The organism is Synechococcus sp. UW179B (assembly GCF_900474245.1).
GTDB lineage: Bacteria > Cyanobacteriota > Cyanobacteriia > PCC-6307 > Cyanobiaceae > Synechococcus_C.
On sequence record NZ_UCNZ01000001.1, the window covers coordinates 1 to 26,561 of the forward strand.

Genomic DNA, 26,561 nt, shown 5'->3' on the forward strand with positions numbered 1-26,561 from the left:
GAAACAAAACCGACGAGATTGGAAGTGGCGTGCTTGTTGCTCTTGCCTGAATGGTCTGGTGCCATTCACTACTTAACGGCCCTGGGAGACATGGGCAAAAGTGGAACGGTTTGTGCGTGCCAATGGGCCAGGTCTGCTGGAACTAAGCATCATTTGATTGGGCTTGACTTTCTTTTTCTCTCTTCTGTTGGATTTTTTTGGCACGCTGCTGCACTTCGTAATTAGAATTCCGCGTAAAGGAATAAAATAAGACCACCACAATTGCTGCAAGCCCGAGTGCTAAGAAAACAACATAGTAGCCGGGTAAAATATCTAGCATAATGATTATTTTTCTTGAATATAGCATGAAATGCATTCAGGCCCTGGTGTGCCATCTGTTGTTGCTGTGGAACCGCATCTCGCAATCAAGCTATTGCAGACATAGGTAGCGTGATTTGTTCTCTCGATCCTTACTGCATGGGATGATCCTGTGGACATTGAATCTTTTTGCATGCTCAGCTTGTGGGAGTCATCATTTTGAGTGAAGGGCTTGTCATCAAGCTTCGGCCATTACACCCGTCGGACGACATAGCGTTGGCCAAAGTAATTCGGTCGGCACTTGTTGAATTTGGTGCTAATCGCCCAGGTTTTGCTTGGCAAGATCCAGAACTCGATGCAATGAGCAAGACCTACGATGCCTCTGGATGCCTTTATTTCGTTGCAGTGGAGGGCACCAATCTTCTTGGCGGAGCCGGAATAGGACCCCTAAGGGGTGTGGAGGGTACTTGCGAATTGCAGAAGATGTATTTAGCTCCGTCAGCGAGAGGCAAGGGTGTTGGTTGGCGCCTGATGGGGAGCTTGTTGGAACAGGCTCATGTGATGGGCTATCGCTGGATTTATCTCGAAACGCTTTCGGGAATGGTTGCTGCTCAACAGCTTTATCGGGCCTGGGGATTCCTCCAGATGGAACATCCTCTTGGCCAAACAGGGCACGGTGGTTGTGACTGTTGGTTTCTCAAGTCACTGCACGGGGCTGGGGGGGGGGGAACGACGAGATTGACGCATAGAAAACAGGAATCACGAGGGCAAGACCAAGGCGGAATCCATGATCCTGATCATTGGTTTCCCTAGAGGCCTTTCATTCGTTGTTTTTTTTGTCCTCTTTCAGATCGATTCCGAGTTCTTTCATGGATGAAATCGTATCGCTTACGGCTGGGACGTAGGCAATCCTTCGTCTGATTTTGTCGATCAGATTACTTAGCTTAGGCGGTATTCGTTGTCTTATTTTCATGGGTCTCTCCAATCGGAATAGATCGTGCGTTGAGCTCATAGCAAGTTTAGTGGTCTCAATTGCCTGCTCCTGATGCCCTTTATGGAATTTCATCGCGATGGGCGATGCCGTGCTGGGCGCATCCAACCTTCTGTCTCCCCTGAATAGGTGATTCATTCGATGTCTACGATCACCCGTTTGGGGGAGTTCTTTTGAATGTGTGTGGGCGATAGTGATCTCATCACTCAGAACCAACTTTGATGCCTGAATTGCCAGTATTTGCTATGAAGAAAGAGCGGAGAGAGCTTGTTGAATTAATGTCTTTTCCGTTTAAATGTGAGCCTAACTATTGTCAAACGAAGATCTCTTTCTCGAAGTTCGTTTCAGAGATGCCTGCGCCAACTTTGCTTCACTCCCTTTCGGTGATCAGGGGGTAATGGGCATTGGATCAAAAACAACGAGCAGCTGCATATCGACTACTTGCAGCAATAGAGGCCAATGAAATCACGAAGGAGGATGCTGTTGCGTATGGTAACTGGTACTCCTATTTGCTTGAACATTTGAAAGCGGATGAGAAGGAGTGTAGTGAATGAGCAAGCTTTGCCATCAGCTGAAGCCATTCAATAGGCTTCTTCACTTGATGTTTTTATTGTAGGCGAGTGCTTCTTTTTCCATTTGTATCCTCAGAATTTTATGGAAGCGGATGCAGGCTCACCCTGCTATTGATTGTTCTGGGGATCGATGAGAACTGTGGTTGGCACATCTTTCTCTCCCGCATAAAATACAATCAGATCTACATCGGTTGCTCCTAATGCTTTACCTTCGTGAATCGTGTTGACAACTTCTATGAGAGCATCGCCTTGTTGGTACGTCTTTCTGGTGCCATCTTTTAATTTGAGTTCTAGTGTTCCCTGGAGAATGACGGCGGCATTGATCACAGGATGGTAGTGCCAGGGTAATGTCACGCCACTTGGTACTTGGATCCGAAGTATTTTGATATTGGGCTGTCCCTTGGGATAGCTGGGTAACACTCTGCCATTCCACATTTTAGTGGAGTTTGCTAACACCTCAACCTTGACTCCATGGCTTGCTGAGTGCCCGTCATCGCTATTCGCGAATGATGGCCACAAGATTGATGTTGTAAAGACGAAAGATAAGGAAATGAAAAGATTTTTGATTGCCTTACTTCGTAAGAATGTTGTTGATAGGTTCGCGCTCATCCCTAATGCCTTCTTGTCAATATGTCTCGATAGACTAGAGAATTTTTTTGTACTGGCCCGCATTTGTGGATTGGCTCAGTGGCTGTGCTCTTCTTGATGGATGTGTTCAGAGTTTGTATTGGATAGCATTCCAATCATGCGAACCCTATCAAGAGGTGGTGCTTCGGAAGGAATGGAAGCCACACAACAAAAATTTTGCTGGTGGCGAGAGTTCCTTCCTCCGGTTGAAATCAGCTGTAAACCTTGGCCATGAAGGGACCTGCCTGATCGTCCGTAAGAACAGGGGTCACTTCCCAATCCAAGCACTCGGCCCATTCGGCAGCGTGTTCGTAGCAGGCATCAGCATTATCGGCTTCCACCAAAATCCAACCTTCTACTGAGCCAGGACCGTGAAACCGCTTCCATGATTTGCATTCAGGGAATGGAGCCCCTGTAGATAAAAACTTTTTAGCAGCAATGGCGTGATAACCAGTTTTAAATGACCAATGCATTAAAAATGTCATGAACCTTTTGTTAATCGACTGCTCTGCACGACTGCTCAAAAAGTCATGTAGCTTTTGATACATACAGAATTGGCATTTTTGCTGCATTTTGCACCTGATGATCCAGTCTTCTTTCGCTATGTTTTGTTATATGATGCGCTTAATGGCAGCAATCCGGCGCAATTGATGACTTGCTGAAAATGATATGAAGATCGCTATTACTGTCGATCCTAATCCAAGCAACCAGATGTTTCTTACCCCTAGTGAATAGGAGGTGATCATGGTTCCGGCAAGGAGTGGTATGTGGATTAAATAGGCGCCAAAACTATCCTTGCCTGCCTTGACCAGCCAATGCTGTTCTGGCTGTTGGTGGTCTTGACTCCAAGCTAAAATTGCAGCCATATATCCCCAGCCAATGAGTGGTGATAAAAATTCCATGATTGGCGTAACCGTTTGCGAGTCTGTCTCGTTAAGGGGAACTTGAAATGGTGCGTGGTTTGTAGCCACGAGTACCAGTGTGATCAGTGATGAAAGTTGTAGCCATCGCAATGCGTGCCGCTTGTTAATACGTTCTAACCATTGATGCGATGCGGCTTTGCATCCCACAAAGAATAAAAAACAATAGGTCCAAAGGTGCATTCCCTGATAGCCAAGACCATCTAAATGGGAGTTTTTTAAGTTTGACCAGAATCCTGTGAAATGTCCCATTACGATCTCTAGTATCCCAAGAATTGCAGCGCTCTTCAGCCAGGAACGCCAGCCTGGTAACGGTTGGGTGCTCTCAACTGAAAATCGGCTTTTTCGAATGAAGGCCCAGCAGCAGTACATTGCATTCAATAAAATGAGTATTACAAGAAACCATTGAGGTCCAATTCTATTCAGTGGAAGAGTGTTAATTTCTTGCGCAAATACGGTGCTGTTGGGGATGGCGAGACCAGCTAAAGGCGTTATGTTGTTAAGGATCAAAATTGCAATAATCAGAGGGATCCCAAGGCGAAGAAGGCGGTGCCTGGCAAAGTATCCGACCCCTCGCTTATGCACTGAATTTGGTAATAGGTAGCCTGAGATCAGGAATAGGATGTTCATGTAAAAAGTGTTGCAAATCCAGCCAAACCAATTGCTCGCTGCCTCGTAAATAGGTGACGACGCGATCATTTGCCTCGTGTCTGTAGTGAACAGTACGCCTACAAATATTGTATGACTGGCGATGACGAGGGCTACCATGATTGCTTTAATTTGATCTAAAAAGATCAGCCGTTCTGGCGCTTTTGTGGGTCTGGAGAGCAAGATTGTCCTTCGCTTTGGTTTTGTTGTTGTCTAATGAGATGGTCTTGTAGGAGGCCTTTGAAGTCTGTGTTGCATTTCAAGATTGCCACTCAATTTCTGTTTGATCAAAACTGTGGTCTCACCTCAAGCAGATTGTGATAAAGGCTGCCATTGTTTTCATCTCGATGGGCTCTGATCGATGTCTGGTGCTGAAATGCCCCTGTCTGTTGCGATTGGAGCCGTACACTTGGAACTCAGGGATAAGGCCATGGCCCTGGGGTTGTGAAGGCCCATGGATTCATTTTTCACTTTGAATGGTTAATGAAATTGCTGTCGCTCTGGGTGATCCTTTCTCCATAACGACAGCAACAGCATGGCGATGAGGATGATCATCAAAGGTATATTGATGATGGCTCCTGGGGCATCACCCATCGTCTCAATGGGTTTGTAGTGGCCAATATAAAAAGCTCTTACTCCGTATTCAATGATGCCAAGAGCATATAAAAGAGGTATGAGTGCTTTGTATCTCAAGCATGCCGCTAGATAGATGATTCCTATAACTAATTGCGATAGACCCCAAAGTGCAAATATCCCAATAACGGTTCCTGATGCCTCTGCTGAATAGGTATCAAGCGGGATGGTGGCTATCGATTGTGCCCCTCCATCGGCTGCAAGCAAGTGGTGTTGGCTGCGCCAAAGTGTTATAGCAGTCAGCACATAAAAGAACCATAGTGAAGCTTTTCTGCCTGAAAAGGTGTTATCTATGGCTGTGGGTAAAAGCAAGCTTGCATCAAGCATTGATTTGAGTTTCGTTGTATGCGTTCCTTCAAACGTTAGGCCGTTCGTGCTTTTTTGAGGATTTTTTGTGGATTCGTCCCGATGTTTGGATTTCGATGTCGCGGCAAGCGGACTGACTGATTGCTTGGCGTGCGAAGGGGGCGATGGAATCGTGCCGCTCAACAGCTTGCCAGCACCTCGATGGCTTTAAGATTGTGATTCTTTGTTGAAATGGGTCGTGGCAAAGCTTGGTGAGATAAAGCTCAAGCAAATTCAGCAGCTGAATACGGCGGATAGTCCCCTTTTGATTCGCAAGCACAAAGAGCTTCTCAATTGGATGATGAGGACATTCCAGCTGGACTCCTATGGGCTGACGTGGGCTCAGTTCTTTAAGGGTGTAGGAATCGGTGGTCTTGCTGTCTGGTTTTTGATGCGTTGAGGCTTGGATTACATGCCTGGGTTGTGAATATGTTTCAGTTGCTTCATTTATTATGGATATTTAAGCTGGAAATGATTAAGGCTTGTTTTTTGGATTCTGCTGCTGATGATCGAGTGATTTGCAACTTATAAACGGTTTTAGAAATAGGGCTGAAAATACACTTCAGCGTTGCTCCATTGGTCTGAACTGCCACTCTTTTCTCAACGGCGTCCGCAGATAAAGCCATCGCGGCGTGCATCGTTGAGATTGGCCTCCCCTAGGACCGGGATAGATTCACCGGTGCGAAAGCTGCGGAAGGGCCAACCCGGTCTGGTATCGCAACTCGCACGGTCGCAGGCGCAGATGTAGGTGTTGGCGTTATTGCCGTTTTGGCGCCACTCACTGAAGATCAAGGAAAGCGGTATGTTCCTTTGCTCAAAGGCTTTTGTGGCAGGTTCCTGTGCCTGGCTAGTTGGCACGATGAGCCATGGCAGTAACAACAACCGTGCAAGGGGCATGAGGCGAACAAAACGAGGCATGACTCCAGGGCAGGCGAGCGCTGTCTTGCAACATGGCATGGATCAGCGGCTATGGGGGAAAGAAGGCCTTAGTAATTGATCTCAGGGGAAGAGTCGCTAGCCCAACAGCAATGCACAGAAGAACATCGAAGTTCGACAGTTTGCAGGCTATTCGTAAGCCCTTATCTTCGCTCGAAGCATTGGCTACAGGCATTGCCTCGGTGAAGCGGTAGGGAGCATTGCCTGTCGAGAGGATCCTGGTAGCAAAATTCTGATTGAGTCAACATTCTGCAGGAGGATTCAATCTTTTCTGCAAAAAGTAAGAAAATTTTGCCAACCTCAGTTTTTTAATGGATGGGTTCAATCCTTCGGTGAAGATCCGAATCTAAACCTAGATGACGTCACCGGAATGAGTCTTGTGCAAGATTGGTGATGACAGTGAATGAAACCAGTATTCATGACCTTGCTTTGATTCTTGCCGTTGCCCAACCATCCATATTGAGGAGTTTGAATCGTGACCCCAACAACAGGAACCAGCGCGGATTTACGGGCGTTGTTGTCACAAGAAGCCTGTCATGTCATGCCCTGCTGTTTTGATGCCTTATCGGCAAGAATTGTGGAGCAATCGGGCTGTCCGCTCACCTTCATGAGTGGATTCTCGGTGGCTGCAGCGCGTGCGGGGTTGCCTGATACAGGATTGCTTACGGTGACAGAAATGCTGGATCAGGGTCGTGCTCTTTGCGATGCCGTTTCGATTCCAGTGATCGGTGATGGTGATACAGGCCATGGCAATGCGGCCAATGTGCAGCGCACCATGCATCAGTTCAAGCAGGCAGGTTTTGCTGGGATCATGCTTGAAGATCAGGTCTCTCCCAAACGCTGTGGACACACCGGGGTCAAACAGGTTGTGGAGCGTGATGTTGCGATTGAGCGGATCACTGCTGCGGTTGAAGCTCGCCGTCAGGGCGCAGATCTGGTGATCGTGGCGCGAACCGATGCGCGATCGGCGTTTGCGGAACGCTACGGGCAGCAGCGGGCACTCGATGAAGCGCTTTGGAGATTAAAAGCGTTTGCCGATCTTGGTGCTGACGTGCTTTTTTTTGAGGCGCCACGTTCAGAAGAAGAGATGCTTCGCTTTTGCAGCGAGGTACCGGGAAAGCGCATGGCGAACATGTTGGAGGGAGGGGTGACTCCCTTGCTATTGCCTGAACAACTCGGCGCCATGGGGTTTCATTTAGTGGCCTATCCCCTCACCCTGCTTGCATCTGCCGCTTACGCCATGCGGCAAGCGGTGACGGATCTTCAGAACGGAAAAACACCAGACAACATGCTCAGTTTTTCCGAACTGAAGGATTTGGTGAGATTTGACGCCTATGACGAGGCTGTGAGTAAAAAAGACACCTAATGTTTCTTCAATGCTGAGAAACAAGAATGGGCCTATTGGTTAATGGGCATTGGTCGTTGGGGTAGTGCTGGCTTTTGGAGCTGGCTTTTGGTTGTTGTGACATCCTGTGACCAAGATCACGGGTCGAGATGATCTGGCTCGTGACCGCAGCCATGGATCGGTGGGATGGTGTGTGCATCGGAGAGGTATCACCCTCTTCGCCACACTCAACCAATTCAAATCAATGAATAACGCTGAACTGAGCCTCGATCAGCTGCAAATAATGGCAGGTGGAGGTGTTGAAAACAAACTTGCAAAAATTCTCAAGCCGAAACCGAAAGTGAAAGAGATCAAGATCCCTAAGCCTTTTGTCTACGATCTCGATAGTGCTGTGAAATGGGGAGCTTCTTCAGGACCATTTGTGCCTAAGCCAAATTATGTCTCCCAAAATATGTATCGAGGTTTCTGATTAAATCTTGATGGCCCTCATACCCTGCGCTCATGCGTGGGGTTATTGAATTGCCTGGCGCTCATTCATCCATGCTTCTGCAGGGGCTGGAGGCCATCAAAAACGAAATGACTGTCTTGCTGCGTCAAAGTTCAGTGAATTCGGCAGTCTCAAGATTGGTGCTCACGCTGCAGACATCATCCAGGGCCTCCAAGGCTTCTTGTAAACGTTGGCACGTTTCTGCAAGGTGTTGGTCTTGGATCTCCACAAGCGCCAAGGGGTGCCAGCAGTGCTCCCAATCGATCACGGACCAGCCACGATCCTGGAGCCCCTGTTGAAGTTGTTCGAGCGCTTCGAAGCCACCATGAACCATGGTGTTGCCATCGCTTTGCCACACATATCCCTCTGCATCGAGGTCGAGAAGGGCTTCCAGCAGAGGCTCTTCTTCGCAATGTCCCTCCAGTCGCACCTCGCTGCGATGCTGAAAGAGATAACTCACGCATCCGGTCTCTCCGAGCTTTCCGCCGTGTTTGCTGAAGGCCAGCCGAACCTCGGCCGCCGTGCGGTTGCGGTTGTCGCTGAGTGCTTCCACAAGGACAGCCATGCCTTCAGGGCCATACCCTTCGTAGCGAATCAATTCCAGGCTGGAAGCGGCCTCTCCTTGGCCCGATCCTTTGGCAATCGCGCGTTCAATGTTGCCTGCTGGTAAACCCGCCGAGCGCGCTTTTGTGATCGCCGTACGCAATTGAAAATTGCCGTTTGGATCGGCTCCGTTACGTGCCGCCACGGTGATCTCGCGTCCAAGCCTGGTGAATAGGGCACCTCGCTTCCCATCCACCACCGCCTTGGTGCGTTTGATCTGGGACCATTTGCTGTGGCCGGCCATACGTAGCAGGGTAGGAATCAGCCGCGCGCTTCAAACACGACCTTGGGTCTGAGCTGGCCTTCGCTGTTGGCGAGTCCGATTCCCAGCATGATGTCGTCTGAACTGAGAACAACGGTGGGCCCGGTTCCATTTTGAAGGGGAATCGCGCTTCCGCAGCTCCAGTCGTCCCGCTCGCCTTCGGAGAGCCTTCGTGTGGGGAGGTGCGTTAAGGCGAGTTGGGGAGGAATGAGGGTGAGCGGCTCCAGCCCTGCAGTGTGCTGTTCATTGGGATGCACTGGGAGTGCGATGGCATGGGCTTCCACGAATCCCAGCGCTTGGGTGCGCCTCAGCCAGTCGAGGCAGCCGCCACATCTGAGCGACTGGCCAAGATCTCTGGCCAATGAACGGATGTAGGTGCCAGCGGAGCAGTGCACCTCAATAGTGAGCTTTCCTTGCTCTGAATCCCAATGCTCAAGTGAGAGGGAGTGGATGGTCACAGGGCGGGCAGGTAGGTCCATCACTTCACCGCGGCGGGCCCTTGCATGAGCGCGTTCACCGTTCACGTGAACCGCCGAAACCTGGGGAGGGCACTGCTCGATGCTGCCGCGGAACGGATCGAGCGCCTGATCGATTTCCTCCAGGCTTAAACGCGGCCAGTCCTGAACCGCAACGACCTCTCCCTGAAGATCATCGGTGCTGGTGCTGGTCCCCAGCTGGATCACACCCCGATAGGTTTTCTCTCCTGGCAGGTAGGGAAGCAGTCGGGTGGCCTGGCCCACGGCAATCGGCAGCACGCCAGTCACGGCCGGGTCAAGCGTGCCTCCATGCCCCACTCTTTTGGTTTTGAGCACGCGACGCATCCGGCTCACGCAGGCATGGGAGGTGAGACCTGATGGCTTGTCGATCACCACGAAGCCAAGTGGTGCATCCAAGGGGTTTCAACAGCAGTTGTTCTGAATGTGGCATCCGGCCTGCACGTAAATTGACGCTGTCTGACCGGCAGAAGATGCAACGTCTCAGCAATTCTCCCCGCGTGGACATCGAGACCTTCTTGGATAGTGGCTTCTCTGTTCGTGCCCATTTGGCTGAACACCTTCAGCTCACGCTGGAGCAGGTGGATCAGCGCTTACCCGATGGCAAGGACGATTTAGCCGCACTCCATCCGGGCGCTTTTCAAGCGGATCAAGCCACGGAGTTTTATGAAAGCACCGTAGGGACGGGCCATCTCTTTGAGTTGGCGGCTTGGCATCTCAGTAGTTCTGATTACATCGCGGACACGCTGCGTTTGCAGGAGGATTTTGCTCGAGGCACCGTTCTTGATTTTGGAGGAGGGATCGGCACCCACGCTCTGGCTGCAGCGGCATTGGACGCTGTTGATCGCGTTCATTTCGTTGATCTGAATCCACAGAACAGAGCGTTCGTTTGGTCCAGGGCTGTGGCTCTTGGACTGGAACACAAGATGTCGATGCATCGTGATCTATCAGATCTCACTGGCCAACGTTTCGATACGGTCGTTTGTCTTGATGTCTTGGAGCACCTCCCTGATCCGTCGGATCAGCTCATGCAATTTCATGCACTCATGAATGAGGATGGACGAGCTTTATTAAACTGGTACTTCTTTAAAGGTCATAGCGGCGAATATCCTTTTCACTTTGATGCCCCTGATCTTGTTGATTGCTTCTTTCGAACGTTGCAATCGCATTTTCTTGAGGTCTTTCACCCATTATTAATCACCACAAGGGTCTATCGGCCACTAGGCATGACCTCTTAGTCGTGAGGACGTTGATCATTGCTTGAATGAAAGCCTTTGAAGATGTCTCTTGAGTGAAATCTTAAGTGGAACGATCAAATGCTTGATAACGGTTGCCTTGAGATGCGTGAATGGATTGTGATGTTAAGGATTGAGTTCAGAGCGATGATCTTTTTCCCTGCCTATTTGTTGACAAGGATTCAATTGATGACCAAAAGATTGATCATCAATTGATAAATCTATCTTCTTGCTGATTTAATCCTGTCGCGCCTCAGCGGGCTGCCTTAAATGCATTCTTTTCGAGAGCAGGATGATGGAAAAATCATAAGTTTAAGCCTTGGAGTTGGCGCAAGTTTTTAAAATTAATAGATGTCACCTGATCTAAAATCATGTTCTTCCTCCTTGAGATTTGAAGAGCTGCATGTAGACTGAGAATAGTGAAGAAGGTTTTTATAGCCAGCTGGTACTAATCCTGGACATAGGATTCCAACTTCAATAGCTTGAGGGCAAAAATATACTCCTTTCCATCGATTAATAAATCTTCCTTTGATTTCATCTGAGAAATCAAAACCACTCTCTGTGGCAAATTCTATAATTTGATTTGGACTCATTGATGAAAGGTGAGCACGAAAATGCTCGTCATTATGTGCTCGATCAATGAATGCATGTAATTGAGAATGAGACATAGCATGATTATCGCTACTCGATTTATACACTGCATGAACCCGTTATTTGGGTGAAAATATACTTGCTGCGTTTAATATTGAGTGCAATGCGGAAATAGTGAATGTGACTTTTCGGTTTTATGCATCCTGAACGTGCATTGCCTCGAAAATGAGTAAAACTTTGCTAAGGAGGCCTATTCGCCTGAGCCCTGTGCTCCATAGGCCTATCGGATTATCTTTTAAATATTAAAAGAGTCTTGTAATGTCTGATCGGAAAGCGAATAGTTGGTATTCTTGATTAGGTTTTACAGGGATGGCTCTAAGGCAGTATTTAGATGAAGGCAAGGAAGGCAAAAGAATATGTTTTCAGTAACTTGCTTGGAATGGAGACGTATTGCAAGAATCACTACAATGAATATTACTCCACCTCAAATTTTTCTTGCAATATCACCCAGCTAAGCAAAGGTGAACTGCAAACGAGTTCAATCTGCGCGCCGATTAATAATGTTCACCTTGAAATTTTTAAGTCAAATCAAACATTGCTTTACGAAGAAGAGGCAAATCAAAATTCAATTGCATTTTGTTGGGTAAATAATCAAGGGAAAAAGCCAGGCAGCAATACTATTATTGGTGGTCATAAAATGAAAGATTTAAGCATCGCTGGATTTAATCGCTTAAATAAAACTGGTGGCAATACATGGGATATTGTCGGGGCCAATACTCTCCTTTGTTGTATGAGCTTGAAGTGGAAATTAATGAAAGAAAAAATCGATGAGATGAATGCTTACAATGCCTATGCGAGGATAGAAGAATGTATTGGTATTGATTCAAATAGTGATGCCAGTTTTCAGCTCAAAAAATTATTTCAATATCATTTTACCAAGGGTGTAGCCAAAGCAAATGAATTTTACGATTTAGCTATTGCGACTTTGGAGGATTCTTGTGAGCTTCCTAATTACATCACAGAGAGATCTGAATCTACCGAGTTAATAGAGGATCTTGTTAAGTTATTGCATGAAGATAGACCAGGTTTGCCACCCTTGACAATAGGAGAAATATCCAAATACTTGAACTCTGAGCAAGAATCTCTGGGCCAAGCATGTAGATCGACCTTTAATATGAATACTCTTGATTTGATTAAGAGTATACGTCTAGAACAAGTCAAAAAATCTTATTTAAATCCCCCTGTTCCTCGAGGCCTGAAGCAATTTACTAAGCAGCATAATGCTTTGTATTATGGATTTAAAAATTGCAATTCTTTTCAACGTCTTTATTTTAAGACGTTTGAAGAGAGTCCTGAAGAGACAATTGATAAAGCAAGCAAAATGAGTGTTCTTGTCTCTGATTTGCATAGAGGAAGCATGTCATGAAAGTCAAGTTTTCCTATACAGATCCTTTGCAATTGTCTGAGACTCTTCAGAAATATGATCAATTTACAAGAATTACTCAGCTTGAAACTGGTGAAGGTAGTTATTCAATGGCGCATGAAAGATCTTCTGGTATGGCCATAGCCGAGATCAGTGCATCAAAACCTCTTTTATATGAGGGATGGGGTACAGGTTGGTCCGTCGATTTTAATTGGATAACACCAATACAGAAAGCAAGTTATCCGCATGGATATTGCGATGGTTTCGATATGAGCGAGAATAGTCTTGGTGGTCTTAATACTTTTCGTTCAAATCCAGGGGACTCATGGGGGAAATATTCTGAATCATGCTCTGCAACTGCATGTATGTTAGATAAGAAAATATTACTCGATAAACTTGAACAATGTCAGGCAAATCGTGCTCTTGAGAATTTACACCAATCCATTGGCTTAGTGATTGATCATGAAGCTTTTTCCCAATTACGCAGACTCACTCGAAGGGATCTTGTTCAGGGAATTTCGAATCCCTCTAAATACTATGATTTAATGACTATATGCCTTGAAGAAGGAGGTCACAGGTTATATAAAAAGAAACAAGCGAAGAATCAGGGATTGCTTGGTGAGATTGTTAATCTTTCTCATGATCCTGATAAAATGAGTTCACCAATGTCTCTATCAGATGTTTGCAAGCACTTAAATGTAGCCCAGGCTTCATTGTATAGAGTATGTCAAGATTATTTTGGCATGGGAATTATAGAGATGATGACACAAGTAAGACTTGAAGAGGCTAGAAGATCATTGCTTTATTGCTCTGCCGATTGCAACACGAAGACTATTCGTGAAATAGCTATTCGTTTTGGATTTAAGCATCAAGGCAGATTTTCTAGGAGATATTTCACAAGTTTCGGAGAATTGCCTAGTCATACGGTTAAACATTCCGAGTCCCTGTGAAAAGCTAGAGACATGATCAACCTCCAGGAGCAGCTCAACTCAAGCGAGGACTGGTTGGGCGATCAGCGCAAGCCTTGAAGCTAAGGAAAAAATTAAGATTTTTTCAGGCCTATCCGTTTCTTATCAAAAATAGTACAATTCAGTTTGTTGAGACTCATTCTGTTTCCATATTGCTGAACAATGCACTCTGCTGAAAAATGAAACGTATCACCTTTGAGCTGCATGATGATCTTCATAAAAAGCTCAAGCTTCTTTGCTATGCAGAGTCTTTGTCGATTGGCCATATTTTGAGGCAATGTGTTTCTGATTTTTGTGATAAGCATGATGCTCATTTGATTGAATTAATTGATAAGCGATCAAAGTAGCTTGTTGATTCTTGGTGTGGTGTTAATAGCCCGCTAAGGCTGATCAGGCTTGTTTCCCTGATGTCGGATCCTGTGAGTCGTTGAGGGGCATATCAGTCTCAAAAGGAAAAATTGGAAAATGACTTTTGTGAAGCTATGCCCCTTTGTTGGCTAAGATGACCGCTATCTAGGCCTATGACGATTCGATGGATGTAAAGACATTCGTCCATGTCTCAGTATGTTTAATCAAGCCAATTTGGGTGGTTGTCTGATTGGTTATGGTTTGACAAAACTATGATTTGATCTCTCTTTGAGGTCTTTCTGTCTTGATGTTGTCCTTGGGTATTGGCCTCACGGTTGGAGTTCTTTCTGCAGGTATCAGCAAGAGATGCGGGATGCGAACTGAATTTCCTTTGATGAGCTCAGCAGCAATCATTCAGAAGCTATTTGCGTCTTTGAATTTTCTGCCATGGTTGATATGAATATCTTGGCATTAATGATGAGTTTTGCCGCAGCTGTAGATTGGAATTATTGTTTGGGTGATTGCAATAAAAAAAGAGCAATGACCTCAGGAAAGATCACTGCTCTTCTATAAACCTGCTTCGATTGTTGAAGAGGCTGCTTTGTCCTTTTGTTCTACTGAGCTGCTGCGGCAACGGTGATCCGCTTGCGATTGCGGAGTCCGCGGCGGATCGACTCAAACTTGACAATCCCGTCGGTCAACGCAAACAAGGTGTCATCCTTGCCACGACCAACGTTGACGCCTGGCATGACAGAGGTGCCGCGTTGGCGGATCAGAATCGAACCAGCCGTTACGCTCTCGCCGCCGTAGGCCTTCACGCCGAGGCGCTTGGAATTGGAGTCGCGTCCGTTACGGGTTGAGCCTGTGCCTTTCTTGTGGGCCATGGGAAATCAAAGAGATGGTGAGGGGGAAGCTGGTTGAAGCAATCAGCTGATGGCTTTGCCGCCAACGGAAATGGATTCGACCATCACTCGTGTGAGCTCCTGTCTATGACCATTCTTACGGCGTGTCTTCTTTTTGGGGCGCATTTTATAGACGATCACTTTCTGACCGCGACGGTGGGCCATCACTTTGAGCTCCACGCTGGCGCCCTGGACGTACGGCTTGCCAACGGTGGCGACGTCACCGTTCTTGACGAGGAGCACCTTGTCGAGGGTGATCTTGGCGTCGACGTCTGCATGCAGACGGTCGAGATCGTAATAGCGGTTGGGTTGCACCCAAAATTGCTGCCCAGAGGCTTCGACAATGGCGTATGAGCCTGTCTCTGGAGTGGTTTGTGAGCTGGTGCTACTGGTTTCTGCCATGGGCTACAGGACGCGAACAGGCTCGGAGACTTGAAAGCCACCGATTTGGCCTGTGCCGCAATCGAAAGACAAACAAAGATCCTCGACCTTCGTGCTCTCTTTCGTCAAGATTCAATTGATCACTTTTCGTTTTGGATGAGCAGGCCGGCACTCACGATCGCGTTCTTGTTGAGGTCGCCTGAGCTTGAATCGGCTTGCTGTCAGTGGTTGCCTGGCAATCGCTACACCAGGGTTGACCTTGGACTTGAGGATTCTGCCGTCGATGTCGTTTCCGCTTTGGAGCGACAACGGGAGGCTGTTGATGCCGTTGTGATTGAACAATCTCTCCTGGAAGAGCAGACACGAGAGGACTTATTGGCTCGTGGGTTGCTCTTTCCAGCCGTTGTGGTGGGCGAATTGATGGGGCGTGTCGATTACCACCCAGAAGAAGTCCACCTGCCAGGTGACCAGCTCGAGCAGCTGGGCTACAACGTGGACGCAGCGATTTCACGGTTTCTGCGTCACGGGCAGAAAGATATTCGCCCTGAAGATGGATCCGCTGAATCGGATCAGGTGGGTGGTCAGCCTGAGGGTAGTGCCTGGAAGCTGTCCAGTCGTTTGCAGGAAAGGCTGGGCTACCTCGGGGTCTTTTACAAACGCGATCCCTCTCGATTCTTGGCCAATCTTCCGCCCCATGAACAGCGTGAGTTGCTGCAGTCGCTGCAGCGCACCTACCGAGATTTGCTGATTGGTTATTTCCGTGACCCCGCGGCGGCCAACCAGGCTTTAGAGAGTTTTGTGAATACCGCTTTTTTTGGCGACTTGCCCATTACCCAAACCGTTGAGATCCATATGAATCTGATTGACGACTTTTGGAAACAACTCAGACTTGAAGGACATAAAGACGACTTCCTTCAGGATTACCGCCTTGCACTGCTGGACGTCATGGCTCACCTTTGCGAAATGTACCGACGTTCGGTCCCTGGAGATATTCCCTTGGTTCCCTCTGGATCTCAGCGTCGCCAGCTTCAGGATTCGGAGGTGACCTTGTGAGCCCCCGGAAGACTTACATCCTCAAGCTCTATGTAGCTGGGAACACCCCGAATTCGATGCGTGCACTCAAAACGCTTCGAAATATCCTTGAAACTGAATTCAAAGGTGTTTACGCCTTGAAGGTCATTGATGTCTTGAAAAATCCTCAGCTTGCAGAAGAGGACAAAATTCTGGCTACACCCACGTTGTCCAAAATTCTTCCGCCCCCTGTGCGTCGGATTATTGGCGACCTTTCTGATCGCGAACGGGTGCTGATCGGACTCGATCTTCTTTACGACGAGCTTGTTGACAACAGCCATGGCTCTTCGCTGATGGACGCGTTGGAAGACCCGGACATCGCCGAAGCAGATTCTTAAGTCACAGGGTGATCTAGCGGATGCGAAGGATTTTCCTTATTAACGTTGGAGAGCAAGGTCGCGGTTATGCAGATTTCTAGCTCAAGTGGTTCTTCTCAGATGCAGGTCCAGAAGCTTCCGACTGGAATTGAGGGCTTTGATGATGTGTGTCATGGCGGCTTGCCAGTTGGACGCAGCACCCTGATTAGCGGAACGTCCGGAACGGGTAAAACTGTTTTTTCCTTGCATTTCCTCCATAACGGAATTGCTCATTACGATGAGCCGGGGATTTTTGTCACGTTTGAGGAGTCGCCGCTCGATATTTTGCGTAACGCAGCAAGTTTTGGTTGGAACTTGCAGGAGATGGTCGAGCAAGACAAGCTCTTTATTCTTGATGCTTCACCGGATCCAGATGGTCAGGATGTGGCGGGCAGTTTCGATCTGTCTGGCCTGATTGAAAGAATTAATTACGCCATCCGAAAGTACAAAGCCAAAAGGGTGGCAATCGATTCGATTACGGCGGTCTTTCAGCAGTACGACGCCGTGTTTGTTGTGCGCCGGGAGATCTTCCGTCTCATCGCTCGGCTGAAGGAGATCGGTGTCACCACCGTGATGACCACGGAGCGCATTGACGAATATGGGCCCATCGCGCGCTATGGCGTTGAAGAGTTTGTGTCTGACAATGTTGTGATCCTGCGCAATGTGTTGGAGGGCGAGCGCCGACGGCGCACCGTTGAGATTCTCAAGTTGCGAGGCACCACCCATATGAAGGGGGAGTTCCCGTTCACGATGGGTGCTCATGGGATCAGCATCTTCCCTCTTGGCGCGATGAGGCTGACGCAGCGTTCATCCAATGTGCGTGTGAGTTCGGGCGTGCCGCGGCTTGATGAGATGTGTGGTGGCGGCTATTTCAAGGATTCGATCATTCTTGCAACCGGAGCAACTGGTACCGGTAAAACGCTACTGGTCTCCAAATTCATTGAAGATGCATGCAGTAACAAAGAGCGTGCGATTTTATTTGCCTACGAAGAGTCGCGTGCTCAGTTGCTACGCAACGGCACGAGTTGGGGCATTGATTTTGAGCAGATGGAGCAAGATGGATTGCTGAAGATCATCTGTGCTTACCCAGAGTCGACTGGTCTCGAAGATCACCTCCAGATTATTAAAACTGAGATCAGTCAATTCAAGCCCACGCGCATGGCGATTGACTCCCTATCAGCGCTCGCACGTGGTGTTAGCCATAACGCCTTTAGGCAGTTTGTGATCGGGGTGACTGGATATGCCAAGCAGGAGGAAATCGCAGGATTCTTTACGAATACATCGGAAGAATTCATGGGAAGTCATTCAATTACTGACTCGCACATTTCTACCATCACCGACACGATTTTGTTGCTGCAATATGTAGAAATTCGTGGTGAGATGGCTCGCGCTCTTAATGTCTTCAAAATGCGTGGATCCTGGCATGATCGCGGGATTCGTGAATTCTTGATCACCGGTAATGGTCCCCAGATTAAGGATTCATTCTCAAACTTTGAACGAATTATTAGTGGCGTTCCGCATCGCGTGACGATGGATGAGCGAAGTGAATTGTCGCGTATCGCTCGTGGAGTGGCTCCAGAGTAAATTTCAATCATTCTGGATTCTGGATTCTGGATTCTGGATTCTGGATTAAACGAGCCTCGTTGATGCTGAGTTGATGCAGAAATGCATTAACTCAGTTCTGTTTCGTCTTGCTCGTAGCGACTTTGCCGCTCAGCTTGCAGTTTGATTTCGTCTTGGTCGGATTGGGCTAGCGGTAAGTCAAACCAAAATGTTGTTCCCACATCTGGTTCGCTTGCCATGCGAATCACGCTGCTGTGTTTTTCTAAAATTCCCCTCACGATAGAGAGGCCAAGCCCTGTCCCTACCTCCGTATGGACGGCATTTTCTACGCGGTAAAACCGTTCGAAAATTCGTTGTTGTTTGTCTTCGCTGATCCCATAACCCGTGTCACTCACTTCCACACGCAATTTTGGAAGAGGTGAAACCATTTCACATTGCGGTGCTTCAAGCGAATCTTCGGGAAGCGGACCCATCAAGCAACTATCAGGCCAGGTGTAGGCCCTCAACACGATGCGGCTGCCACTCCGGCTGAACTTGAGAGCATTTCCAACGAGATTATCCAGGACCTGAAGAAGTAAATCCCAATTGCCAAGAATGTCTGGCAGATCAATCGATGCCTCGAGATCTAGCTCGACCTGTTTGTCAGATGCATTGAGTTGATAGCTGCGTAGGGTTTGCTCCAGACCAGGCCTGAGATCGAGTTCAGAAAACTGAACGCTGGGATGGGATTCGAGCCTTGAAAGATCGAGGACATCGTTGACGAGCCGCGTCAGTCGATCTGTTTCTGCATTGGCAATGCCGAGAAATTCTTGCTTGTCTGTTTCGCTGAGTTGATCCCCCATTTCGTAGAGGGTTTCGACGTAGCTCTTGATGTTGAACAGTGGCGTGCGCAGCTCATGGGACACGTTGCTGATGAAGCGGCTTTGGGCTGCATTGAGCTCCACTTCTCGGGTGAGGTCCTGCATGGTCACCGCGATCCCTTTCAGGTTTTCTCCACTGGGTTCGCGTACGGCTTGGAGGACGAAACGGAGGGTGCGCGGTGGTTCCCCGATGCTGCTTCTTAATTCATTGCTGTCACGGCCTTGATTCAGGACTCCATCGAGAGGCTCATGCAGCTCAATGGCTAACAGGTCAGGCATGGCATTGAGAAAGTCCTGGCCTTCAAGATTTCGCCCTTCCCAGCGAAATAAGCGTCGAGCTGTTGGATTGGCCAAAACAATTTGACCTTTTTCATCCAGCAAAACCGCACCATCCGCCATCGTTGCGATCAGCGAGGCCTGCTTCACCTGGGCAGCCTGTAACTCCTCGATGTTGGCCGCGTCATAGTCCTGGAGCTGGGAGGCCATCGCATTAAATCCATCCAGCAACTCCCCAAGTTCGCCACCAACAGGGAGGCCGATCCGGGCTTGGAAATCTCCCGCTGCAATCGAGCGCACGCCGCGTAGGAGTTCCTTCACTGGTCGGGTAATGGTCAGCGCATTGAAGACAGCGCCAAGAATCACAAGCACCCAGATCGAGATGAACACGGCCACGGTGACCTCTCGGGTGAGGGAAGCACTCGCCAGGGCCGAGTCGTTGGGATTCACTCCAAGGGCGAGGACGCCGAGATAGCGACCCTCCTGAATCAAGGGCACAAAAACATCGGTGACCTGACCATCAGGGGTGAGATGTTGACGAACGAGCGGATTTTTAGGTCTCGATTTCAGTTCGCTGGGGAGTTCCAAGCGTCGATTGAGACGGAGGTCACCCCTTGTGTCAGCGTCATTCCCACTGATGGGAATCCCTAGATACACAACGCCTTCTGGATCTGCAAAAAAGATGTAGCGAAGGCTGCGGCTTGAACGCCAAAACTGTTCGGCCACATTGGCCAGTTCTCGGTCGTGTCCGTCGGCCACCAGCTCGGTGACGTTGCCCGCCAACAACAGCCCCAAATCGCGGGCGTAGCGGGTGTCATTCATCACCGCATCACGCTGGATGCCGTTGAGCGCAAAAAAGGTGATGCTGGTCATCATCAGGCTCACCACAAGCGTGGCGATGGCCAGAAGTTTGGTCTGAAGGCTGAATTCGGCCCACCAGAGGCGGATGCCACTCCAAAGGCCATACTGCTCTGGGGCCGTATCCGAAGAGACTGACCCTGCCCATGAGGACGCAGTGGAGTTCGCAGAAGCTGGTGCCGAACCGCTACTCATGGCGCATCAATGCTTAACAAAGCTTAGGTGCGCGCACTTGATGGCCAATATCTTTTCGGAATTGCATTCCGTCGTATCGAACCTGCGTTAATCCCTCGTAGGCCTTCGCGAAGGCCTGATCAAAATCTGGTGCTTGCGCCACCATCGCCAGAACGCGGCCGCCGGAGGTCTCCAGCACCCCCTCCGAGCTGTGACGCGTTCCCGCATGGAACAACTGAAGTTGGTCCGTGCTGCTTGGTTCGGAATCGAGCGCAACGGTAATGGGATCGCCTTTGCGGGGGCTGTCGGGATAGCCAGCGGCTGCCGCCACCACGCAGGCACTGCATAGCTCTGTGTGCGTGAGTGTTGGAGCGTCCTCTAAACGTCCGAGGGCGCAGGCCTGCAGCACGCGAGCCAGTTCAGGCCCCATGAGAGGCATCAGGGTTTGGCATTCAGGATCGCCAAAGCGGCAATTGAATTCGATTACCTGGGGCCCATCGGGCGTCAGCATCAGACCCGCATAAATCACCCCTCGATAGAGGATTCCTCGCTTGCGCAAGGCCGCAAGGGTTGGTTCCAGGATCCGTTCGCGCACCTGCTCTAGTTGCGCTTGATCGAGCAGGGGGGCGGGTGCATAAGCCCCCATCCCCCCCGTGTTCGGTCCTTGATCCCCCTCCAGGAGTCGTTTGTGATCCTGAGCAGGCGGAAGCAAAACCATGTTCTCGCCATCGCAAAGGGCAAACACGGAGACTTCTGGCCCCGTTAGGCGTTCTTCCAAGACGAGCTGCTCACCGGCTTGTCCGAACCGTCCTTGAAAAGCCTCTTGAATGGCGGTGGCCGTCTCCTCCACGCTGTTCGCCACCGTTACCCCCTTCCCTGCCGCGAGCCCATCCGCCTTCACCACCAGGGGGCGCTGCAGTTGTTGGAGGAGGGCAAGACCCTCCTGTTCGTTGGACACGGTCCAGTACCCAGCCGTGGGAATGCCTGCTTCTTGCATTAATTGCTTTGCCCAGGCTTTGCTCGCCTCGAGCTGGGCACCCTCCGCGCTCGGACCGAAGACAGCGATGCCTTGCCCGCAAAGCGTGTCTGCGAGTCCAGCGGCCAAGGGGGCTTCTGGACCGATCACCACCAGATCGATGCGGTGGTCTCTGCATGCCGCAACCATGCCGTCGTGATCGGCTTCTGCAATGGCCAGTGGAGTGCAGCCGTCTAAATCGCTGGTGCCAGCGTTGCCTGGGCTGATCCAAATGCCTTCAATCTCTGGGCAGCGCCTGAACGCCCAGGCCAACGCCTGCTCTCGTCCGCCACCTCCCACCACGAGCACATTGCGCAACGGTGGGAGCGAGAGGGGACGGGTGGTGGAGATGGACATGGGCGGGTGCGGAACGGGGGGTGACCCCTAGGTTTGGAGTTCAGGCGTAACGCTCGGCGCGTTGTCCTGACCTGTCCATCTTTGTTGAGCGACTGTCAGCCCATGGGGCTTTCCTCCCTGCCACTGTTGTTTTTGTTGGCGGCAGCACCGCCGTTGGCCCCGGCCCTTGTGCAGCCTGTCGTTCTGCCGATGTCCAAAGAGGCCTTTGAAATGGTCCTCAAAGACGGTGGCATTCCCCAGTTGTCGGCGGCTTGTGCCGATGCCGATCGCTTTGGCTTGCAGGAGCGCCTGCGTCTGCTGCGCGATCGTTTGATGCTGGTGGCACCTGCTCCGCAACCGTTTGCTGTAGTGATGGCGAATGCTCGGGCGCTGATGGCCTGCAAGGCTCCAGACAGCACCCAGATTGTGCTGAGTCGATTTGGGCCTGGACCAGGATCAGCGCGAAGGGAGTGGTTGCTTCTGTCATGGCAAGCCGCGAGTGCGGCCCTTGATCAAGACCGCGCAGTGCTTGCACTTCGGCGTCTGGCTGATGGAGACCTTACGCGTCTTGATCCTGAAATGTTGATCGTGGGCTATTCGGATGATGGCTTGCCACTCACCCGTTCAGCCCTCGATCTGCTGGCCAACCATGAGTTGGCAGCCGGCCGGCCGGAGGAGGCCGTCACGGTTCTCCTGGCGGGTCGTACTCCAGGAGTTGTGGCATCGCGGAGGCTTGGTCAAGTCGCTGAGCTGCTGGCACCTCTTGATCCAGATCGCAGTGATCTGTTGTTGGAATCAGCCTTGGATCAAGCGGCCGCTGAGCAAGCTTGGGGTTTGGCAGAGGATTTGCTGCGTCTGCAGTTGCGTTTAGCCCTGCAGCAGGGTGGGGATGCTGATCGGCCTCGCGAACGGCTGCGACGGTTGGCCAGCCGGGTTGATGACCGATTCACGCTGCTTGAGCTGGAACAGATCTCCCCTGACCTGGATCCTCAGCGTTTGCAAGACCTTGAAGATCAGCTGCGCTCTCCTCGCGCGCCCGGTGGCCATGCCTCCCTGGGAGAATTGGATTCATCCGAAGCTCCTGCTTCTAATCCTTTGCCCACGCCATGACCAGCACCCATGGGCCTCTCCTTTATGAGGGCAAGGCCAAACGCATCTATGCCTCAAACAATGAGGCTGAGGTTTTGGTTGAGTTCAAGAACGATGCCACGGCTTTTAACGCTCAAAAGCGTGCACAACTTGATGACAAAGGCCGACTTAACTGTCAGATCTCAGCGTGCCTGTTTGAGTTGCTGGAACGGGAAGGAATACCAACCCATTACTGCGGATTGGAGTCCGATCATTGGATGGTTGTCCAACGGGTCCAGGTGATTCCGATTGAAGTCGTGCTGCGCAACGTGGCGACTGGATCACTCTGCCGTCAAACCCCAATTTCTCAAGGCACTCGTTTGGATCCAGCACTGCTGGATCTCTACTACAAGGATGATGATCTCGGTGATCCTCTTTTGACCGAGTCGCGCCTGTTCCTACTTGACTTAGTGAGTCAGGAAAGTCGTCAGGAAATCGAGACGTTGGCAAGACGGGTGAATGCTGTTTTAACCCCTTTCTTTTCGGGGCTCAATTTGCAATTGGTGGATTTCAAGCTCGAGCTGGGGCGCAACGCTGCGGGTGAATTACTTGTGGCTGACGAGATCAGCCCAGATACCTGCCGCCTTTGGGACATGAACATCCAAGATGCAAAAGAGCGCATTTTGGACAAGGATCGCTTCCGCCAAGACCTCGGAGGAGTGATCGAGGCCTACGGGGAGGTCTGCAAACGGGTCCAAGGGGCAACCCCTAAACCCCGCAACTACAGGTAAGGTCACCGGACGTTTCCGGTCGTTTCGGCCGATATCCGCACCACCTCATGGTCAATTCCTCCTCATGCCGAACCAGGAACGCCGTTCGGCGAGGAGCTTTGGGGCTAGCTCTGGCCCTTCCGCTTCTGACCACTCTTCCGGCTCGAGCCCAAGCTGAGGCTGACTCCGATCAGAGTTCGGAGGAACAGATCCAGCTCGAGGATGCACTCACTGGGGATTCTCCAGATTCACAATCAGCACCTCAATCAGCACCTCAATCCGTTGAGGTGGAGGCCTTTGAAGATGGTCAGGAAGCACCTGTTGCTGCTGAAAACGAGGGCCCTGAGCAGCCAAGAGTTCTTATAACTGAGGTGGTGATCGATGGGATCGATGGTCACCCCGAGCAAGAGCGGGTGGAATTGGCTGCTTATGACGCCATGACCGTGCGTCCTGGTAGCCGCGTTACCAGGGATGAACTCAAAGTTGATTTGGAGGCGATTTACGCCACCGGTTGGTTCTCAGACGTTCGCATCGAACCGGTTAACGGTCCGCTTGGCGTGCAACTTGTTGTTCAGGTTGTCCCCAACCCTGTACTGACCAAGGTTGAGTTGTTGCCTGAAGACAATGAGATTCCTCCACAGGTTATTGAGGATGCCTTTAGTTCCGACTACGGACGCACGCTGAACCTCACCGAGCTTCAGCTTCGGATGAAAGAACTTCAGACCTGGTACTCCAGCGAGGGGTATGCCCTTGCCAGGGTCACAGGACCGACCCGAGTCAGTCCAGATGGGGTTGTGCAGCTCAAAGTTGTTGTGGGTACGGTTGCGGGCGTTGAGGTGCAGTTCCTGAACAAGGAAGGCGAAACCACCAACGAAAAAGGTGAACCGATTCGTGGAAAAACCAAACCTTGGGTGATTACAAGAGAAATATCGATCAAGCCAGGTGAGGCTTTTAATCGCAACCAACTTGAGGGTGATATCAAACGCCTTTACGGAACATCGTTGTTCAGTGACGTCAAAGTCACACTGAAGCCCGTTGCCGGAAATCCAGGCGAAGTTAATATTGTTTTGGGAATTGTTGAGCAGTCAACCGGTTCTCTATCAGGCGGCTTGGGCTACAGCCAAAGTCAGGGTGTGTTTGGACAGGTTCAGGTTCAAGACAGCAATTTGTTTGGCCGTGCCTGGAACCTGGCTCTTAATCTCACCTACGGCCAGTACGGCGGTCTCGCAGATTTCACGTTTACTGATCCATGGATCAAGGGGGATGCGCATCGCACCTCCTTCAGGACCTCTTTGTTCTTGAGTCGTGAGGTTCCTCAGGTCTTTCAGAGCCAAAATAATGGCGACATTGTGACCGTCACGGATTACGAAGACAACAAATCGTCCCGTGCTTACGCAATTAATAGAAGTGATAATCCAGCCGGGCGCAAGTTTGATGATGTTGGAGATGCCTCTGATCTCTTCCCCGAGTACAGTTGGTTCGATTATCAGGGCGACTCTGTTGCCCTGCAAAGGATTGGCGGAAATATCATTTTTGCAAGGCCTCTTAATGGTGGTGACCCCTATAAGAAAGCGCCATGGCAGGTTCTTGCGGGTTTAAATGTTCAAAGTGTTCGACCCATCAATTTCGAGGGCACTTCTCGTGTGTATGGCACCCCTAGTGACCGTGATAAAAAGAGTATTCCGAATGAAAATATTATTTGCATTTCTTACAATTGCGCTACTGAAAATAATTTAGCTGGCTTGCGATTTGCTGCCACCTATAACACTTTGAATGATCCCCGTAATCCAACCTCGGGTAATTTCTTTAGTTTCGGGACCGAGCAATTCCTGTCGGTTGGTGAGAATTCACCAACCTTCAACCGTGTGAAAGCAAGCTATACCCAATTCTTCCCCGTGAATTGGCTGAAAATTGCCAAGGGTTGTCGGCCTAAGCCTGGCGAAAAAGCAAATTGCCCACAAGCTATTGGTCTTCAACTCAAGGCTGGTTCCATTGTCGGAGACTTGCCCCCTTACGAGGCCTTTTGCCTCGGCGGTTCGAACTCAGTGCGTGGTTGGTACGACTGCGATCTAGCAGTTGGTCGTAGTTACGGCGAAGCAACCCTGGAATATCGCTTTCCGATTATCAGCATTTTCGCTGGGGAATTATTTGTTGATGCGGGCACCGATTTTGGTTCCCAGACCAGTGTTCCGGGAAAACCCGGCAAATTGCTGAAAAAGCCAGGTTCAGGCTTCTCTATCGGTACGGGTGTGATCGTGACGACGCCTGTGGGTCCATTGCGTCTTGAGGTTGCCAGTCAGGATTTGACCGGTGAATGGAGATTCAACTTAGGTGTGGGCTGGAAGTTCTAATGATGTCTTGGCCTGCGGATTACAACGGGCCTTGGACGTTGGCATCAAGGGTGTCGCGCTCCGGGATTGGTTTGCACAGTGGCCAGCAATGTGAAGTCAGCCTGGTTCCTTCTGAGCAGGAAGGCTTCTATGTGCGCTGGCTTGATCAAACCTCAGAATCCGTTCGTTTAGATCCCTCACAGGTGCGCGACAGCCAGCTGTGCACCACCCTCGATTTTGGAGACAGACAGCTTTCCACCGTGGAACATCTGCTCGCAGCTCTGGCTGGCTGTGGCGTTTCCCATGTTGAGCTGCAGGTATCAGGAACGGAAATACCGCTTCTTGATGGTTCTGCTTTGGGCTGGGTGGAAGCGATCGCAGAAGCCGGATTAACTGCAGCCTCGACACCACGTCGTTCCCCGGTGGTGCTGTCTGCCCCGCTGGCCTTCTATCGCGGAAACAGCGCCATCGTTGCAACGCCTGCTGATCGCTTCACGCTGGTTGGCGTGATTGATTTCCCTCAACAAGCGATTGGTCGCCAGCAATTGGCCCTCGAGCTCACGCCTCAGACCTTTGTGGAAGAGATTGCGCCTGCTCGGACCTTTGGTTTTCGCGAGCAAGTGGAGCAACTTCGCGCCTCGGGTCTCATTCGTGGAGGCGCTTTGGATAACGCCCTCGTTTGTGACGGAGATTCCTGGGTGAATCCGCCGCTGCGTTTTCAAGATGAACCAGTGCGCCATAAGATCTTGGATCTAATCGGAGATCTCGCTCTCGTGGGTTTCCCTCAAGCCCAGGTGCTTGCCTATCGCGGATCCCACGGCCTTCATACTGATCTGGCCGCGGCACTTGCCGATCAACTCGTTCCCCAACGCTGAG

At 50.2% G+C, this 26,561-nt stretch carries 26 protein-coding genes; 14 read left to right on the forward strand and 12 right to left on the reverse strand.

Going from position 1 to position 26,561, the window contains the following annotated elements; all coding sequences use genetic code 11:
• Both DXY38_RS13850 and DXY38_RS00010 read left to right on the forward strand, forming a co-directional pair.
• A partial coding sequence (locus tag DXY38_RS13850) for a hypothetical protein (RefSeq protein ID WP_206749667.1) occupies positions 1-225 on the forward strand: 225 nt, incomplete at its 5' end.
• A 276-nt stretch (positions 226-501) separates the two neighbouring features.
• Positions 502-1,110 carry a GNAT family N-acetyltransferase gene (locus DXY38_RS00010; protein WP_256359561.1) on the forward strand — a complete coding sequence of 203 codons (609 nt, stop codon included), beginning with the start codon at positions 502-504 and terminating at the stop codon, positions 1,108-1,110.
• An 858-nt stretch (positions 1,111-1,968) separates the two neighbouring features.
• Here the strand turns inward: DXY38_RS00010 and DXY38_RS13890 are convergent.
• From DXY38_RS13890 to DXY38_RS00045, 5 genes are all read right to left on the reverse strand, one after another.
• Positions 1,969-2,532, reverse strand: a complete 564-nt coding sequence (locus DXY38_RS13890) for a cupin domain-containing protein (protein WP_244278928.1) — start codon at positions 2,530-2,532, stop codon at positions 1,969-1,971.
• A 167-nt stretch (positions 2,533-2,699) separates the two neighbouring features.
• Positions 2,700-2,972 (reverse strand): DUF3303 domain-containing protein, encoded by a 273-nt coding sequence (locus tag DXY38_RS00025; RefSeq protein WP_006853610.1) that lies wholly within the window; start codon positions 2,970-2,972, stop codon positions 2,700-2,702.
• A gap of 126 nt (positions 2,973-3,098) precedes the next feature.
• A complete protein-coding gene (locus DXY38_RS00030) occupies positions 3,099-4,238 on the reverse strand; it encodes an acyltransferase (protein WP_244278930.1) in 1,140 nt (379 codons plus the stop codon).
• A 297-nt stretch (positions 4,239-4,535) separates the two neighbouring features.
• A complete protein-coding gene (locus DXY38_RS00035; protein ID WP_244278932.1) occupies positions 4,536-5,177 on the reverse strand; it encodes a hypothetical protein in 642 nt (213 codons plus the stop codon).
• A 456-nt stretch (positions 5,178-5,633) separates the two neighbouring features.
• Positions 5,634-5,951 (reverse strand): hypothetical protein, encoded by a 318-nt coding sequence (locus DXY38_RS00045; RefSeq protein WP_115069962.1) that lies wholly within the window; start codon positions 5,949-5,951, stop codon positions 5,634-5,636.
• Between the two features lie 493 nt (positions 5,952-6,444).
• On the opposite strand from DXY38_RS00045, the gene DXY38_RS00050 reads away from it, so the two are divergent.
• Positions 6,445-7,335, forward strand: a complete 891-nt coding sequence (locus tag DXY38_RS00050; protein WP_115069963.1) for an oxaloacetate decarboxylase — start codon at positions 6,445-6,447, stop codon at positions 7,333-7,335.
• A gap of 106 nt (positions 7,336-7,441) precedes the next feature.
• Entirely contained in the window at positions 7,442-7,783 is a 342-nt protein-coding gene (locus tag DXY38_RS00055) for a CCRG-2 family RiPP (RefSeq protein WP_115069964.1), read from the forward strand.
• Positions 7,784-7,907: 124 nt separating this feature from the next.
• Here DXY38_RS00055 and DXY38_RS00060 read toward each other — a convergent pair whose 3' ends face one another.
• Both DXY38_RS00060 and truB read right to left on the reverse strand, forming a co-directional pair.
• On the reverse strand, positions 7,908-8,648 hold the full coding sequence (locus DXY38_RS00060; protein WP_115069965.1) for a YebC/PmpR family DNA-binding transcriptional regulator: 741 nt from the start codon (positions 8,646-8,648) through the stop codon (positions 7,908-7,910).
• 17 nt (positions 8,649-8,665) lie between these two features.
• A complete protein-coding gene (gene truB, locus DXY38_RS00065) occupies positions 8,666-9,559 on the reverse strand; it encodes a tRNA pseudouridine(55) synthase TruB (protein WP_115069966.1) in 894 nt (297 codons plus the stop codon).
• 74 nt (positions 9,560-9,633) lie between these two features.
• Between truB and DXY38_RS00070 the strand changes: the two genes are divergently transcribed.
• On the forward strand, positions 9,634-10,398 hold the full coding sequence (locus tag DXY38_RS00070) for a bifunctional 2-polyprenyl-6-hydroxyphenol methylase/3-demethylubiquinol 3-O-methyltransferase UbiG (protein WP_115069967.1): 765 nt from the start codon (positions 9,634-9,636) through the stop codon (positions 10,396-10,398).
• 341 nt (positions 10,399-10,739) lie between these two features.
• On the opposite strand, the gene DXY38_RS00075 is transcribed toward DXY38_RS00070, so the two are convergent.
• Positions 10,740-11,063, reverse strand: a complete 324-nt coding sequence (locus tag DXY38_RS00075) for a Nif11-like leader peptide family RiPP precursor (protein ID WP_115069968.1) — start codon at positions 11,061-11,063, stop codon at positions 10,740-10,742.
• Positions 11,064-11,377: 314 nt separating this feature from the next.
• On the opposite strand from DXY38_RS00075, the gene DXY38_RS00080 reads away from it, so the two are divergent.
• Both DXY38_RS00080 and DXY38_RS00085 read left to right on the forward strand, forming a co-directional pair.
• The gene (locus tag DXY38_RS00080) at positions 11,378-12,412 is read left to right on the forward strand and encodes an AraC family transcriptional regulator (RefSeq protein ID WP_115069969.1); all 1,035 of its coding nucleotides are present in this window, start codon (positions 11,378-11,380) and stop codon (positions 12,410-12,412) included.
• Positions 12,409-13,359: a helix-turn-helix domain-containing protein gene (locus tag DXY38_RS00085; protein WP_115069970.1), complete on the forward strand. Its 951-nt coding sequence runs from the start codon at positions 12,409-12,411 to the stop codon at positions 13,357-13,359. The genes DXY38_RS00080 and DXY38_RS00085 overlap by 4 nt, the downstream gene beginning before the upstream one ends.
• A 980-nt stretch (positions 13,360-14,339) precedes the next feature.
• Here DXY38_RS00085 and rpmA read toward each other — a convergent pair.
• Both rpmA and rplU read right to left on the reverse strand, forming a co-directional pair.
• A complete protein-coding gene (gene rpmA, locus DXY38_RS00090) occupies positions 14,340-14,609 on the reverse strand; it encodes a 50S ribosomal protein L27 (RefSeq protein ID WP_006853593.1) in 270 nt (89 codons plus the stop codon).
• 42 nt (positions 14,610-14,651) lie between these two features.
• The gene (gene rplU / locus DXY38_RS00095) at positions 14,652-15,029 is read right to left on the reverse strand and encodes a 50S ribosomal protein L21 (RefSeq protein ID WP_006853592.1); all 378 of its coding nucleotides are present in this window, start codon (positions 15,027-15,029) and stop codon (positions 14,652-14,654) included.
• A 135-nt stretch (positions 15,030-15,164) separates the two neighbouring features.
• On the opposite strand from rplU, the gene DXY38_RS00100 reads away from it, so the two are divergent.
• From DXY38_RS00100 to kaiC, 3 genes are all read left to right on the forward strand, one after another.
• Positions 15,165-16,061 carry a circadian clock protein KaiA gene (locus DXY38_RS00100; RefSeq protein ID WP_006853591.1) on the forward strand — a complete coding sequence of 299 codons (897 nt, stop codon included), beginning with the start codon at positions 15,165-15,167 and terminating at the stop codon, positions 16,059-16,061.
• Positions 16,058-16,417 (forward strand): circadian clock protein KaiB, encoded by a 360-nt coding sequence (gene kaiB / locus DXY38_RS00105; protein ID WP_038013503.1) that lies wholly within the window; start codon positions 16,058-16,060, stop codon positions 16,415-16,417. The genes DXY38_RS00100 and kaiB overlap by 4 nt, the downstream gene beginning before the upstream one ends.
• A 66-nt stretch (positions 16,418-16,483) precedes the next feature.
• Complete coding sequence (gene kaiC, locus DXY38_RS00110; protein ID WP_115069971.1) at positions 16,484-18,019, forward strand: circadian clock protein KaiC; 1,536 nt, start codon at positions 16,484-16,486, stop codon at positions 18,017-18,019.
• Positions 18,020-18,105: 86 nt separating this feature from the next.
• On the opposite strand, the gene DXY38_RS00115 is transcribed toward kaiC, so the two are convergent.
• A complete protein-coding gene (locus tag DXY38_RS00115; protein WP_115069972.1) occupies positions 18,106-20,187 on the reverse strand; it encodes an ATP-binding protein in 2,082 nt (693 codons plus the stop codon).
• A gap of 13 nt (positions 20,188-20,200) precedes the next feature.
• Complete coding sequence (purD, locus tag DXY38_RS00120) at positions 20,201-21,538, reverse strand: phosphoribosylamine--glycine ligase (protein WP_115069973.1); 1,338 nt, start codon at positions 21,536-21,538, stop codon at positions 20,201-20,203.
• Between the two features lie 102 nt (positions 21,539-21,640).
• Here purD and DXY38_RS00125 point away from each other — a divergent pair, with 102 nt between their 5' ends.
• From DXY38_RS00125 to lpxC, 4 genes are read left to right on the forward strand one after another with little or no spacing between them, the layout of a single operon-like run.
• The gene (locus DXY38_RS00125; protein ID WP_115069974.1) at positions 21,641-22,627 is read left to right on the forward strand and encodes a hypothetical protein; all 987 of its coding nucleotides are present in this window, start codon (positions 21,641-21,643) and stop codon (positions 22,625-22,627) included.
• Positions 22,624-23,376: a phosphoribosylaminoimidazolesuccinocarboxamide synthase gene (purC, locus tag DXY38_RS00130; RefSeq protein WP_115069975.1), complete on the forward strand. Its 753-nt coding sequence runs from the start codon at positions 22,624-22,626 to the stop codon at positions 23,374-23,376. The genes DXY38_RS00125 and purC overlap by 4 nt, the downstream gene beginning before the upstream one ends.
• 47 nt (positions 23,377-23,423) lie before the next feature.
• Positions 23,424-25,706: a BamA/TamA family outer membrane protein gene (locus tag DXY38_RS00135; RefSeq protein WP_115069976.1), complete on the forward strand. Its 2,283-nt coding sequence runs from the start codon at positions 23,424-23,426 to the stop codon at positions 25,704-25,706.
• A complete protein-coding gene (lpxC, locus tag DXY38_RS00140; RefSeq protein WP_115069977.1) occupies positions 25,706-26,560 on the forward strand; it encodes a UDP-3-O-acyl-N-acetylglucosamine deacetylase in 855 nt (284 codons plus the stop codon). Before DXY38_RS00135 ends, lpxC begins: the two co-directional genes overlap by 1 nt.
• The last annotated feature ends 1 nt before the right edge of the window (position 26,561 follow it).

Coding starts and splice junctions, on each gene's coding strand:
- DXY38_RS13890 (WP_244278928.1), bottom strand. CDS start 2,532: ATGCGGGCCAGTACAAAAAAATTCTCTAGTCTATCGAGACATATTGAC.
- DXY38_RS00025 (WP_006853610.1), bottom strand. CDS start 2,972: ATGACATTTTTAATGCATTGGTCATTTAAAACTGGTTATCACGCCATT.
- DXY38_RS00045 (WP_115069962.1), bottom strand. CDS start 5,951: ATGCCTCGTTTTGTTCGCCTCATGCCCCTTGCACGGTTGTTGTTACTG.
- DXY38_RS00060 (WP_115069965.1), bottom strand. CDS start 8,648: ATGGCCGGCCACAGCAAATGGTCCCAGATCAAACGCACCAAGGCGGTG.
- DXY38_RS00070 (WP_115069967.1), top strand. CDS start 9,634: ATGCAACGTCTCAGCAATTCTCCCCGCGTGGACATCGAGACCTTCTTG.
- DXY38_RS00075 (WP_115069968.1), bottom strand. CDS start 11,063: ATGTCTCATTCTCAATTACATGCATTCATTGATCGAGCACATAATGAC.
- DXY38_RS00080 (WP_115069969.1), top strand. CDS start 11,378: ATGAAGGCAAGGAAGGCAAAAGAATATGTTTTCAGTAACTTGCTTGGA.
- DXY38_RS00085 (WP_115069970.1), top strand. CDS start 12,409: ATGAAAGTCAAGTTTTCCTATACAGATCCTTTGCAATTGTCTGAGACT.
- rpmA (WP_006853593.1), bottom strand. CDS start 14,609: ATGGCCCACAAGAAAGGCACAGGCTCAACCCGTAACGGACGCGACTCC.
- rplU (WP_006853592.1), bottom strand. CDS start 15,029: ATGGCAGAAACCAGTAGCACCAGCTCACAAACCACTCCAGAGACAGGC.
- DXY38_RS00100 (WP_006853591.1), top strand. CDS start 15,165: ATGAGCAGGCCGGCACTCACGATCGCGTTCTTGTTGAGGTCGCCTGAG.
- kaiC (WP_115069971.1), top strand. CDS start 16,484: ATGCAGATTTCTAGCTCAAGTGGTTCTTCTCAGATGCAGGTCCAGAAG.
- DXY38_RS00115 (WP_115069972.1), bottom strand. CDS start 20,187: ATGAGTAGCGGTTCGGCACCAGCTTCTGCGAACTCCACTGCGTCCTCA.
- purD (WP_115069973.1), bottom strand. CDS start 21,538: ATGTCCATCTCCACCACCCGTCCCCTCTCGCTCCCACCGTTGCGCAAT.
- DXY38_RS00125 (WP_115069974.1), top strand. CDS start 21,641: ATGGGGCTTTCCTCCCTGCCACTGTTGTTTTTGTTGGCGGCAGCACCG.
- purC (WP_115069975.1), top strand. CDS start 22,624: ATGACCAGCACCCATGGGCCTCTCCTTTATGAGGGCAAGGCCAAACGC.
- DXY38_RS00135 (WP_115069976.1), top strand. CDS start 23,424: ATGGTCAATTCCTCCTCATGCCGAACCAGGAACGCCGTTCGGCGAGGA.
- lpxC (WP_115069977.1), top strand. CDS start 25,706: ATGATGTCTTGGCCTGCGGATTACAACGGGCCTTGGACGTTGGCATCA.